This is a genomic window from Vibrio sp. E150_011 (genome assembly GCF_053544015.1).
Genome location: NZ_JBHFOL010000023.1, coordinates 1 through 12,622 on the forward strand (window position 1 = coordinate 1; position 12,622 = coordinate 12,622).

General features: G+C 44.9%; 9 protein-coding genes and 1 tRNA gene. 2 read left to right on the top strand and 8 right to left on the bottom strand.

What is annotated here, in order from left to right; all coding sequences use genetic code 11:
- Nucleotides 1-32: 32 nt before the first annotated feature.
- The 6 genes from ACE1OE_RS21915 to pncC all read right to left on the bottom strand — a co-directional run bounded on the left by ACE1OE_RS21915 (nt 33) and on the right by pncC (nt 6,639).
- Nucleotides 33-125, bottom strand: a tRNA-Ser gene (locus ACE1OE_RS21915).
- Nucleotides 126-335: 210 nt separating this feature from the next.
- Nucleotides 336-533: a carbon storage regulator CsrA gene (gene csrA, locus ACE1OE_RS21920; protein WP_009847619.1), complete on the bottom strand. Its 198-nt coding sequence runs from the start codon at nt 531-533 to the stop codon at nt 336-338.
- Between the two features lie 92 nt (nt 534-625).
- The gene (locus ACE1OE_RS21925) at nt 626-1,813 is read right to left on the bottom strand and encodes an aspartate kinase (protein WP_449212289.1); all 1,188 of its coding nucleotides are present in this window, start codon (nt 1,811-1,813) and stop codon (nt 626-628) included.
- A 237-nt stretch (nt 1,814-2,050) separates the two neighbouring features.
- On the bottom strand, nt 2,051-4,636 hold the full coding sequence (gene alaS, locus ACE1OE_RS21930) for an alanine--tRNA ligase (protein ID WP_372059145.1): 2,586 nt from the start codon (nt 4,634-4,636) through the stop codon (nt 2,051-2,053).
- 312 nt (nt 4,637-4,948) lie between these two features.
- On the bottom strand, nt 4,949-5,989 hold the full coding sequence (gene recA, locus ACE1OE_RS21935; RefSeq protein WP_102471350.1) for a recombinase RecA: 1,041 nt from the start codon (nt 5,987-5,989) through the stop codon (nt 4,949-4,951).
- Between the two features lie 149 nt (nt 5,990-6,138).
- Nucleotides 6,139-6,639: a nicotinamide-nucleotide amidase gene (gene pncC, locus ACE1OE_RS21940; RefSeq protein ID WP_372059144.1), complete on the bottom strand. Its 501-nt coding sequence runs from the start codon at nt 6,637-6,639 to the stop codon at nt 6,139-6,141.
- Nucleotides 6,640-6,790: 151 nt separating this feature from the next.
- Between pncC and mutS the strand changes: the two genes are divergently transcribed.
- On the top strand, nt 6,791-9,349 hold the full coding sequence (gene mutS / locus ACE1OE_RS21945) for a DNA mismatch repair protein MutS (RefSeq protein WP_449212290.1): 2,559 nt from the start codon (nt 6,791-6,793) through the stop codon (nt 9,347-9,349).
- A 113-nt stretch (nt 9,350-9,462) separates the two neighbouring features.
- On the opposite strand, the gene ACE1OE_RS21950 is transcribed toward mutS, so the two are convergent.
- Complete coding sequence (locus ACE1OE_RS21950) at nt 9,463-10,266, bottom strand: glycosyl hydrolase 2 galactose-binding domain-containing protein (protein WP_449212291.1); 804 nt, start codon at nt 10,264-10,266, stop codon at nt 9,463-9,465.
- A 129-nt stretch (nt 10,267-10,395) separates the two neighbouring features.
- Nucleotides 10,396-10,809, bottom strand: coding sequence for a ribonuclease E inhibitor RraB (gene rraB / locus ACE1OE_RS21955; protein WP_449212292.1), 414 nt, complete (start codon nt 10,807-10,809; stop codon nt 10,396-10,398).
- A gap of 561 nt (nt 10,810-11,370) precedes the next feature.
- On the opposite strand from rraB, the gene arcA reads away from it, so the two are divergent.
- Nucleotides 11,371-12,591 carry an arginine deiminase gene (gene arcA, locus ACE1OE_RS21960; RefSeq protein ID WP_372062901.1) on the top strand — a complete coding sequence of 407 codons (1,221 nt, stop codon included), beginning with the start codon at nt 11,371-11,373 and terminating at the stop codon, nt 12,589-12,591.
- Nucleotides 12,592-12,622 lie beyond the last annotated feature (31 nt).

Sequence of the window (12,622 nt, forward strand, 5' to 3'; positions counted from 1 at the left end):
GAATAAATCCAATCAATTAAGTAGTGCAAGAATGGCGGTGAGGGAGGGATTCGAACCCTCGATACGGCTATAAACCGTATACTCCCTTAGCAGGGGAGCGCCTTCAGCCTCTCGGCCACCTCACCGTCTTGCGGAGGCACATATTACGATTTACCAAAAATAAGTCAAACACTTTCTTGGCAAAAACTTGAAAAAACAGGTTAACCGTTGGCAATTTAATCAAACTGCCACATAAGCACATTTTTGCTGTTTAAATTTCGAACGAAGACAAGAACATGATCACAAACTATCGTTAATAAAAAGGCCAGCAAAATGCTAGCCTTCTTTAAAAGAAATTAGTAGTTGCCTGGTGCAACATTACCATTTCCTTTCTCTGCCTGAATGCGCATGTAAATTTCTTCACGGTGCACTGAAACTTCTTTAGGAGCATTAACACCAATGCGAACCTGGTTACCCTTTACACCCAATACAGTAACAGTGACTTCGTCACCAATCATTAATGTTTCGCCAACGCGGCGAGTCAAAATCAGCATTCTTTGCTCCTTGAGTAATCTCTAATTATCTTGCTACGAAACTCATTATCCAACAAAAGTTATATTTTCGTAAACTATCTTATGACAAATAATTACCCCAAACAGACCAGTTTCTCTTCTCTTGAAACCGTTTCATTGGGGATAATGTAGTTATCATGCAGTACGTTAGTCGCTTTGTCGATAGTCCCAGACTCTATAACTAGGGTAAATGAGTGTTTATCTTCACAAAAGTGTAGGACAGATATTTCAGCTAAGTTGAGAAGTTGTTGAGATTGTGAGGAAAATGATGACATTACCTGACCAACAACGGTCACTAAGCCAACTTCTTGTTTTTCGATAACCAAACCATCTAATAACGACGTTATCTTATCAAAAGCCTCTTCCTTGATAATCAGTGCGCAATGCTCCGCTTTCTCGACCCAGTATTCAATCCCAACGCCACATAACATCGATTGTTGAACGATATGTTGTTTATTCTTGTACGGAACCGTTAAAGAGAGTAATTGTTTTTGTACAGCAATACCTAAAATGCCCGCAGTCGGCTCATCACCTTGGACAAGTGTGCCTTTTCCAGACTGAAAGCTTGAAAGTACTCTCAAAGGAACTTGATGCTGCCACGCATACTCGACACAAGGCAAATGCAATACTTTAGCTCCCTTTCTCGACATTTCGGCCATTGCAGGGAAGTTAATATTCTCTAGACGTTGAGCATTGTTAACCACTCTTGGGTCGCCCGTATAAATGCCATCAACATCGGTATAGATTTGGCACTCATTCGCCCCAAGGACGCCAGCTAATGTCACTGCCGTCGTGTCCGAGCCGCCTCTCCCTAGCGTGGTGACATCGTATCTCTCATTGACCCCCTGAAAGCCAGCAATAATGACAATCTGGTCGTCATTTAGATATTGCTTTATTACTTGGGGATTAATATCGCTAATCGTTGCATTGTTATGCTGGTTATTGGTCTGAATCTGAGCCTGAGAACCCGTCAAAGAAATCGCACGATAGCCCAGCTTACTTAATGTCATTGAAAGAAGCGCCATTGATACTTGCTCCCCCGTAGACAATAAAACATCCAGTTCACGAGCGTTAGGGACACTGTCTATCTGCTTTGCTAGGTTAAGCAATCGATTGGTTTCGCCTGACATTGCTGACACAACGACAACTAATTGACTGCCCGCTTTCTTTTCTCGAATAATTTGTTCAGCGACATGTTGGATTCGTTCAATCGACCCAACAGACGTTCCACCAAATTTTTGTACGATTAACGGTTTTTTCACCGGTTTCCACCTTCCCAAGACAACAATCAAGTGCCCTTTATCAAAATACGACCGTAGAGAGATCGTGATTTAATCCGAGATGCCTTATCAATCTCAAGGCAACACCAAAAATCAATCACACGTGAAATATGACGGCATTAATCCGCAATACCCACATGTCTTTTTTATTCATACCTAGACGTAACAATGCCCAATTAACCACCGTTAATTGGGCATTGTTGTCATGTTATTAGATCGCTACAAACGTTCTTCTAACCAACCACGAATAGACTGGAGTGCGTCAGGCAGCGCCTCAACATCCGTACCGCCAGCTTGTGCCATATCAGGACGACCACCACCCTTACCACCAATCTGCTCGGCAACCATTTTAACAAGGTCACCCGCTTTAACTTTACCGATAAGATCTTTGGTTACGCCAGCAATGAGGCCAACTTTTCCATCCGCTACGTTGGCAATTAAGATAATACCGCTACCTACTTGGTTTTTTGCATTATCTACCATTACGCGTAGGTTCTTATTGTCTGCGCCTTCAATTGCAGCAACAAGTACCTTGGTCCCAGCGATATCTTCAACTTTACCCATGATGTTTGCGCTTTCTGCGGCAGCCATCTTGTCTTTCAGCTGTTGAATCTCTTTTTCTAGAGTCTTAGATTTCTGTACAGACTCAGCCAACTTATCTTCAAACGCATGCTGTTGAGCTTCCAGCGCATCGAGAGCCGTCTCACCGGTAACCGCTTCAATACGACGGATGCCAGCGGCAATCCCGCCTTCTGAGGTGATCTTGAATAAACCGATATCGCCAGTATTGCGAGCGTGGATACCACCACACAGCTCTGTCGAGAACTCACCCATAGTTAATACGCGAACCTCATCATCATATTTCTCACCGAACAGTGCCATGGCACCTTTCTTTTTCGCTGATTCAATATCCATGACTTCAGTGTCAATGCTGTGGTTCGTACGGACTTGTGCATTAACCAGACGTTCGACCGTCTTAATTTCATCTTTTGTCATTGCTTCAAGATGAGAAAAGTCGAAGCGTAAGCTATCTGCTTTAACTAAAGACCCTTTCTGAGCAACATGCTCACCTAGTACTTGGCGCAGTGCTGCATGTAGTAAGTGAGTTGCCGAGTGGTTCAACGTAATCGCTTCGCGACGCGACGCATCAACGATAGCTTCTACGTCATCGCCTTTAGCGAGTACACCTTCAACCAACTCACCGTGGTGTGCAATCGCATTACCAAGCTTCTGGGTATCGTTAACTTTAAACACCCCAGCCGATGTTTTTAAAATACCAGCGTCACCACATTGACCACCTGATTCGGCATAAAATGGGGTTTCTTCAAGAACAACAATCGCGCTATCACCAGCCGACAATGTTTCTACCTCGTTGCCTTCAACAAACATTGAAGCAATCGAGCTTGAACCTTGAGTTGCCGTGTAACCACAGAAATCAGTATGAGTATCAACTTTGATTGTTGCGTTGTAGTCAGTACCAAACTGTCCCGCTTCACGGGCACGCTGGCGCTGTGCTTCCATTGCCTTCTCAAAACCTTCCTCATCAATCGCAAATTCTCTCTCACGAGCAACATCATTGGTTAAGTCAGCTGGGAAGCCGTAGGTATCATATAGCTTGAATACCGTTTCGCCATCGAGGGTTTTTTCTTCGCCTAATGCATCTAATGCGTCGTTTAGAATAACCATGCCACGCTCGAGTGTGCGGCTAAAGTTCTCTTCTTCAATGCGCAATACTTTTTCAACAAGTGCTTGTTGCTTTTTGAGCTCTTCGCCAGCGGTACCCATGACCGTTGCCAATGTACCGACCAACTTGTAGAAAAATGCACCCTGCGCGCCTAGCTTGTTACCATGACGAACCGCACGACGGATAATGCGACGCAATACATAGCCACGGCCTTCATTTGATGGCATAACACCATCAACAATTAGGAATGAACATGAACGAATGTGATCAGCAATAACACGCAAAGACTGGTTAGATAGGTCTTCGTAGCCAATCGTCTCAGCCGCATCTTTAATCAATGTTTGGAAAACATCAATTTCATAGTTTGAATGAACGCCTTGCATAATCGCAGAGATACGCTCAATACCCATGCCAGTATCGACGGATGGCTTCGGTAGCGGCTCCATCGTCCCGTCAGCATGACGGTTAAACTGCATAAATACGTTATTCCAGATCTCAATAAAACGGTCACCGTCTTCTTCAGGTGTCCCCGGGCGTCCGCCCCAAATGTGCTCACCGTGATCATAGAAAATTTCAGTACAAGGGCCACATGGTCCTGTATCGCCCATCTGCCAGAAGTTATCTGACTCGAACGCTTTACCACCTTTTTTGTCACCAATACGAACAATACGATCGGCAGGTATACCAATTTTCTTATTCCAAATTTCAAACGCTTCGTCATCAGTCTCGTAAATCGTGACGAGTAAGCGCTCTTTTGGCAATTTTAGTGTTTCAGTCAGGAATTCCCAGGCAAAACCAATCGCATCGTCTTTGAAGTAATCACCAAAACTGAAGTTACCCAGCATTTCGAAGAAAGTATGGTGACGAGCAGTAAAGCCAACGTTCTCAAGATCGTTGTGTTTACCACCAGCACGTACACAGCGTTGTGATGTGGTTGCGCGTGTGTAGCTGCGTTTCTCAGAGCCTAAGAAGCAGTCTTTAAACTGGTTCATTCCGGCGTTAGTGAAAAGCAACGTTGGATCATTGTGAGGAACCAATGATGAACTTTCTACGATTTGGTGCCCTTTGCTCTCAAAGAACTTAAGGAACGCGTTGCGAACCTCATCTGTGCTCATGTACATGCAGCTTTTCCTGAAATAATTCGAGTTAGATTTTGGGGACATATTGTAACCCCATGAATAAGGATTCGCCTAGTCTTCTCATAAAAAAGCCCAGAAACAAAGCGATTTCTTCGGACAAACTTGCTCACAAACGTGATGTATGCTGACACAAGCTTTAACAGTGTTTAAACAAGAACGATTGTGGTCAATTCGAAAGGCAGACTTGAAAGCGCGCTAAAATGAATGAGGGAATCGGTAGGGTAATCGATAAAAACCAAAGGCGACAAAACAACAAAGCCCCGCAATGCGAGGCTTTGTTAATAAAAGTTGAGGTTAAAACTCTTCTTCAACTGGCTCTTCGCCCGCTGTTGGTTCTTCTGGTACTGCTGGTGTTAACAACATTTCACGTAGCTTCGTGTCAATAGCCAATGCCGCTTCTGGATGCTCACGTAGGTATTTACCCGCGTTTGCTTTACCTTGACCAATCTTGTCACCATTGTAGCTATACCATGCACCCGCTTTTTCTACGAGTTTGTTCTTCACGCCCAAATCAATCAGCTCACCTTCACGGTTAAATCCTTTGCCGTATAAGATTTGAGTCTCAGCTTGTTTAAATGGTGCAGCAATCTTGTTCTTAACAACCTTGATACGTGTTTCATTACCTACGATTTCATCGCCTTCTTTGATAGAACCTGTACGACGAATATCTAAACGTACCGACGCGTAGAATTTCAGTGCATTACCACCTGTCGTCGTCTCTGGGTTACCAAACATCACACCAATTTTCATACGAATTTGGTTAATGAAGATACACATACAATTTGACTGTTTAAGGTTACCGGTTAGCTTACGCATGGCTTGAGAAAGCATACGCGCTTGAAGGCCCATGTGGCTGTCGCCCATTTCACCTTCGATCTCAGCTTTTGGCGTCAACGCTGCCACGGAGTCAATAACCATAACGTCAATCGCACCGGAGCGTGCTAAAGCATCACAAATTTCAAGCGCTTGCTCACCCGTATCTGGTTGAGAAACCAATAGTGCATCAATATCAACACCCAGCTTTTTAGCATAGATAGGGTCAAGAGCGTGCTCGGCATCGATAAATGCACACGTTTTTCCAACACGTTGCGCAGCCGCAATGAGTTCAAGCGTTAGCGTTGTCTTACCAGAAGATTCAGGGCCGTAAACCTCAACGATACGTCCCATCGGCAAACCGCCAGCTCCAAGAGCGATATCCAGAGAAAGCGAGCCCGTTGAGATAGTTTCAACATCCATCGTACGGTTATCACCAAGACGCATGATAGAGCCTTTACCAAATTGCTTTTCAATCTGACCTAGTGCTGCTGCTAATGCCTTTTTTTTATTCTCGTCCATTACTTTCTCCACAATTATCCGGCTGGGATAACACGCTATGCGCAATTCTTAAAATAAGTGAGCGGCTCGTATTAAAAGTGACCGCGATATGGTTTTATTATACTGTTGATTCATACAGTGTCTATACCTGTATGATATTTTTATTCGGTTTATTTCAATGCTGAGCCTTCGAGCACGGAATGATACAAGATGAGCAGCGCGTGTAATACCGCTTGCTGCCTGACTTGTGCTCGGTCTCCATTAAAACAACATGTCTGTGTCAAACGCCACCCATGTGACGATGCCCAGGCAAAGCATACCGTCCCAACGGGCTTATCATCACTTCCACCACCTGGGCCAGCGATACCGCTGACAGCGACGCTCAACGTACCATTAGAGTATTGCAATGCACCATCGGCCATTTCAATAACGACAGATTCACTGACAGCCCCCTCTCGATACAACGTTTCAGGCTGCACCTTTAACATTTCAAATTTGGCTTCATTACTGTAGGTTACAAACGCTCGATCAAACCACGTTGAGCTGCCAGCAATATCGGTAATAGCCGTAGCAATCCCACCGCCAGTACAAGATTCTGCCGTGACCAATACTTGTTGTTTGTCTTGTAACAACATACCGAGCGTTAAGCTGAGTTCTTGAATGTTGTGCATAAACTTAATCCTTCTACGCGCTTAAAGCCAATCCATCTTTTACGATAGTATACTTACTTTCAATGTACCTCTAACTCGCAATCGTCTCTTTCCGCTCACGATGGTTTCACGTATCCTAGCAACACTCGAAACCAGCAGCAAAGATGTCACAGTGAAATCGGAACAAAAACACACGCCAATGATGCAGCAATACCTGAAACTCAAAGCTGAGAACCCAGAGATATTGCTTTTTTACCGCATGGGAGATTTCTACGAGCTATTTTATGACGATGCTAAAAATGCCTCGCAGTTGCTCGGAATTTCTCTCACCAAACGTGGTGCTTCGGCTGGTGAGCCGATCCCAATGGCTGGTGTCCCTTTTCACGCCGTAGAAGGTTACCTAGCCAAATTAGTCCAATTAGGTGAGTCGGTTGCTATTTGCGAACAGGTGGGAGATCCTGCCACCAGCAAGGGCCCAGTCGAGCGTCGGGTTGTTCGTATCGTGACACCGGGAACCGTGACTGACGAGGCGTTGCTATCCGAGCGTCTTGATAACCTAATTGCAGCGATCTATCACCATAACGGTAAATTTGGTTACGCGACGCTGGATATCACCTCAGGTCGATTCCAACTTTGTGAACCAGAAACCGAAGAAGCCATGCTTGCGGAGTTACAACGAACGGCCCCAAAAGAACTGCTCTTTCCAGAAGACTTTTCGCCCGTCGACATCATGGCCAACCGGAATGGCAATCGCCGCCGCCCAGTTTGGGAGTTTGAAATTGACACCGCTCGCCAGCAACTCAATCAGCAATTTGGAACCAAAGATCTCGTTGGTTTTGGTGTAGAACACTGTCTTTTAGGGCTTTCAGCTGCAGGCTGCTTGATTCAGTACGTCAAAGACACTCAGCGAACTGCATTGCCTCATATCCGCGCTCTGACACTTATCAGCCAAGAACAATCCGTGATTTTAGATGCCGCGACGCGACGAAATCTAGAGCTAACGCAAAACCTGTCTGGTGGTTACGACAATACCCTTTCTGAGGTGCTTGATCACACTGCAACTGCAATGGGCAGCCGTATGCTTAAGCGTTGGATCCATCAGCCAATGCGCTGTCAGAAAACGCTCAATTATCGTCTTGATGCGATTGCTGAAATTAAAGAAGAGACGCTATTTGGCGAGCTGGCACCTGTCCTTAAACATATTGGTGATATTGAACGGATCCTTGCTCGCCTAGCATTACGCTCCGCAAGACCTAGAGACATGGCCCGCCTTCGCAGTGCGTTACAACAACTGCCTGAGCTTGCCACTTGCTTAGAATCAGTATCACACCCGTACTTACAGCAACTCGCGCAATTTTCTGCCCCGATGAATGAGGCCTGTGAATTATTGGAGCGGGCAATAAAAGATAACCCACCGGTCGTTATTCGAGATGGTGGCGTCATTGCTGATGGTTATCATGCTGAATTAGATGAATGGCGCGATCTGGCCAACGGTGCCACTGCGTATTTGGATAAGCTAGAACTGGACGAGCGTGAACGTCACGGTATCGATACGTTAAAAGTAGGCTACAACAATGTACATGGATTTTTCATCCAGGTCAGTCGTGGTCAAAGCCATTTAGTGCCGCCCCACTACGTACGTCGCCAAACCTTAAAAAATGCCGAACGCTACATCATTCCTGAACTAAAAGAGCACGAAGATAAGGTATTGAGCTCTAAATCAAAAGCACTTGCGATAGAAAAAAGGCTTTGGGAATCCCTGTTCGATTTACTACTTCCTCAGTTAGAGCAATTTCAAAACCTTGCCTCTGCACTTTCCCAACTCGATGTACTGCAAAATTTAGCAGAACGAGCCGAAAGCCTAGATTATTGCCGACCAACCATTAGCGATCAGGTCGGGCTTCATATCCAGGGCGGTCGCCATCCGGTTGTTGAACAAGTCATGAGCGACCCGTTTATTGCTAATCCGATCTCACTCAGCGCTGAACGGCAAATGCTGATCATCACGGGTCCGAATATGGGTGGTAAATCCACTTATATGCGCCAAACCGCACTGATTGCCCTACTTGCCCATATTGGTTCTTATGTCCCAGCTGAAAGCGCTGACATTGGTTCTATTGATCGTATTTTCACTCGAATAGGGGCATCTGACGATTTGGCATCTGGACGCTCAACATTCATGGTTGAGATGACCGAAACCGCCAATATTCTTCACAACGCCACACCAAATAGTTTGGTGTTGATGGATGAAATAGGACGCGGAACCAGTACCTACGATGGCTTATCTCTCGCATGGGCAAGTGCAGAATGGTTAGCATCTAAAATCGGTGCCATGACATTGTTTGCTACGCATTATTTTGAGTTAACCGAGCTGCCGAATCAAATGCCACACTTGGCCAACGTTCATTTGGACGCCGTCGAGCATGGCGATTCCATCGCTTTCATGCACGCCGTTCAAGAAGGTGCCGCAAGCAAATCGTATGGTCTCGCCGTTGCTGGGCTGGCTGGTGTCCCTAAAACCGTGATTAAGAACGCCCGTCAAAAACTGAATCAACTTGAGCAGCTGGCCCAGAAGCCAACGCCTTCATCCTCGCAGGTTGATATTGCGAATCAACTCAGCCTGATCCCCGAACCGAGTGAAGTTGAAGAGGCCTTGGCTAGTATCGACCCTGATGAGCTCACCCCAAGACAAGCGCTGGAAGCTCTGTATCGATTAAAGCAGTTACTGTAACGAGTAGCCTGGTTCAGACGCCCAATAAAAAACGACCTCAGGGGTCGTTTTTTATTGTTATCGATAAAGGGCAGTCAGTGCGGGGTTAACGATTAAAAATGTGATGACGGCAGTTAAAGCGGGCAATGCGTCGCACACAGCTCTCTATTTAATACCACATCCAATACTTGTTCCTGTCCATCCAGTTCTACGGTTAGCTGATACGCATCAGCACTATTGGGGGACGCAAGATCAGTATAACGAGGGGCTTCGATTTGAAACAGTGCAGATGCTTGTTGTTTTCTTACGTCGATCGGTAATGAATACGTCATTCCATTGAACTTGACCAAAGCCGATAACAAGCCTGGGCGATAGGTTTTGTAATACAGGTCAACCTTAAACTCACACCCTCCGCCATGATGCCAAATTTGTTCTGTTGCCACGTACTCTAAACGAACATGAGAAATAAACTGTAAGTAAGGCATTGCCCATATCCCCATTCGAGGATCATTTCCAGCCGCATACTCGCCAAGTGGGCATTGTTTCAAGGGAGGGTTGGATTCAATGAGCAGGTCATCTTCATCATACTCGAGAAACAAGACCTCAATCCTATTTCGACCTTCTTGAAGGTGCGCTCTTACGTCTTTTCGATACACTAATTCACTGCCATCGCAATCCATCACCGCAACGCCGTTCACTCTGATCTCAGCAAAATGGTCGACGCCAGCGAATACTAGGTCCACCGCAGGATGCGATAACTCTTGCTCATTAAGGTCAAAGTCGTGCATCAAGTGCCACTCTTGCTCTGCGATCGCTTGTTCAGACAACGCATTAGGAAGAATTTGGCTAATCGCACCAGGAAATTGCAGGTCCCCTTGCGGAATAGAGAGATCCGTCAGTGGGGATAACTGCCAGAAACCAGACATGTTTTTTTGCATTATAACAATGAGACCTACATCATATTTTTCGCAGTATAGTCAAATTGTTTATATAAAGATACAGTTGTTAATAGTTATCAACGGACACAAAAAAGGCCAGTATTACTGACCTTTTTCAAAAAACGACGCTTATTCTTCTGCGTCATCTTCTTCCGTGTACAGAGCATCTTCGCCTTCATAATACGTACCCCACCCATCATAGATGATGTCGTATTTTTCTGCGAGATTCACAAGCTTCTCTACTTGTGCATCAATTTGCTCTGCGTTCAACTTTGATTCCATCGTAGCATCGCAACATAGCAGTTTGTTGCCATCTTCATCTTCAGTTTCTTCTGCTTCGAGAACTTCAAAACCCAACTTAAAAGCTTCAACAACCGCTTTTTCTAGGCGGTCAAAGTCTTCAGCGAAGAAATGGTGTTCAATCTCATAAAGAGAGTCTGGATCACTACCATCTTCTATAAGAGCTTGAATGATATCGCGAGTGTCTTCCTTTTGAATTTCGATCAATTCTGCAACGGTGACATACTCATCTTGTTGAGACATAAAAGTGCTCCAGCTAAAATTAGGTTAACGGGACGAATAATACGGTATGTCAGTGTAAATCGAAAGATCGAAGCAGGATCTTTCGCAACATATTTTCATTCTTCGCCAATTTATCCATTAAGATCCAGATCACACATACACAAATTTAACATTTCATCGTTACATCGCTCTCCCTTTTGAAGAAAAAAGCCGAGCCCAATGATGACACTTAGTGTCATGTCGACAATTTATGAATGTATTTTGCATATCACCTCAACCAGAAACTCTACTCTCCTACTACGTTTTACTCATTCAATAGCCACAAATTGGCCCAAATTTGTTTATTTATGCATAGATTATCGATGATTAGCGCCCTTTCTATCCCTGTAATCATGAATATTCAAGCATTCTACTTTTTATATACCCTGCAAAAATCCAGAAAATTTGTCTGCTTACGTGGCAATTTATCACGATTAGTCACTGCAATATGGTTCATTTACAGCAACAAACGCCAGTTTTTGAGCTTGCATCTTGATAACAAGCTTGTCATAAATAGCGCATTCAAATTTGAAAGGAATCACAATGAGTACGTTGCACGTCGGATCAGAAGTGGGTCAATTACGCAGAGTTTTGCTGAACCGCCCAGAAAGAGCGCTTACCCACCTCACACCATCAAATTGTCACGAACTTCTTTTTGATGACGTGCTTGCTGTAGAAGCGGCAGGGGTAGAACATGACGCCTTTGCTGACACGCTACGTAGCCAAGAAGTTGAGGTTTTGCTCCTCCATGATCTTTTAGTTGAAACCTTGGCGGTCACCGACGCCAAATCATGGTTACTAGAGACTCAAATCTCAGATTTTCGTTATGGGCCTATCTTTGCTAATGAGCTGAAACGCTACCTTGCAGACATGGATAATGAGCACCTTGCCACCATTCTACTGGGTGGGCTTGCCTATTCAGAGTTACCAATCAAAACCTCATCCATCTTACAAAAGATGAGCCGCCCACTCGACTTTGTCATTGAGCCATTACCCAACCACCTATTTACGCGCGACACGTCTTGCTGGGTGTACGGCGGCGTCTCATTGAACCCAATGATGAAGCCAGCTCGACAGCGTGAAACCAATCACTTACGTGCCATATATCGCTGGCACCCTACCTTTGCAGGCCAAGATTTCATCAAATACTTTGGCGATGAAGACTTGCATTACGACAATGCCAATATAGAAGGTGGTGATGTCCTTGTTATTGGCAAAGGCGCGGTTCTCATTGGTATCTCCGAACGCACAACGCCACAAGGCGTGGAGAACTTAGCGGCAAGCCTTTTCAAAACAGGGCAAGCCTCACAAGTTATCGCGATTGATCTGCCTAAGCATCGCTCTTGTATGCACCTTGATACCGTAATGACTCATATGGATGTTGATACATTCTCTGTCTACCCTGAAATTATCACTGATAAACTGGATACTTGGCGATTAACGGCTGAGCCAAAAGGCCAGATACAAGTTGAAAAACTGCCTAACTATTTAACAGCTCTGGAAAGTGCACTCGACGTAGATAAATTGAATATTATCACCACTGGTGGTGATAATTATGAAGCAGAGCGTGAACAGTGGAACGATGCAAATAACGTTCTCACCGTTAAACCAGGAGTGGTCATTGGCTATGAAAGAAATGTCTATACCAATGAAAAATATGATAAAGCAGGCATCGAAGTTTTGACTATCCCTGGGAATGAACTAGGACGCGGGCGTGGGGGGGCTCGTTGTATGAGCTGCCCAATAGAGCGAGACGGTATCTAAATAAAAACCGAAAAAAACGTCTAATATAGGC

Coding starts and splice junctions, on each gene's coding strand:
- csrA (WP_009847619.1), bottom strand. CDS start 533: ATGCTGATTTTGACTCGCCGCGTTGGCGAAACATTAATGATTGGTGAC.
- alaS (WP_372059145.1), bottom strand. CDS start 4,636: ATGTACATGAGCACAGATGAGGTTCGCAACGCGTTCCTTAAGTTCTTT.
- recA (WP_102471350.1), bottom strand. CDS start 5,989: ATGGACGAGAATAAAAAAAAGGCATTAGCAGCAGCACTAGGTCAGATT.
- pncC (WP_372059144.1), bottom strand. CDS start 6,639: ATGCACAACATTCAAGAACTCAGCTTAACGCTCGGTATGTTGTTACAA.
- ACE1OE_RS21950 (WP_449212291.1), bottom strand. CDS start 10,266: ATGCAAAAAAACATGTCTGGTTTCTGGCAGTTATCCCCACTGACGGAT.
- rraB (WP_449212292.1), bottom strand. CDS start 10,809: ATGTCTCAACAAGATGAGTATGTCACCGTTGCAGAATTGATCGAAATT.
- arcA (WP_372062901.1), top strand. CDS start 11,371: ATGAGTACGTTGCACGTCGGATCAGAAGTGGGTCAATTACGCAGAGTT.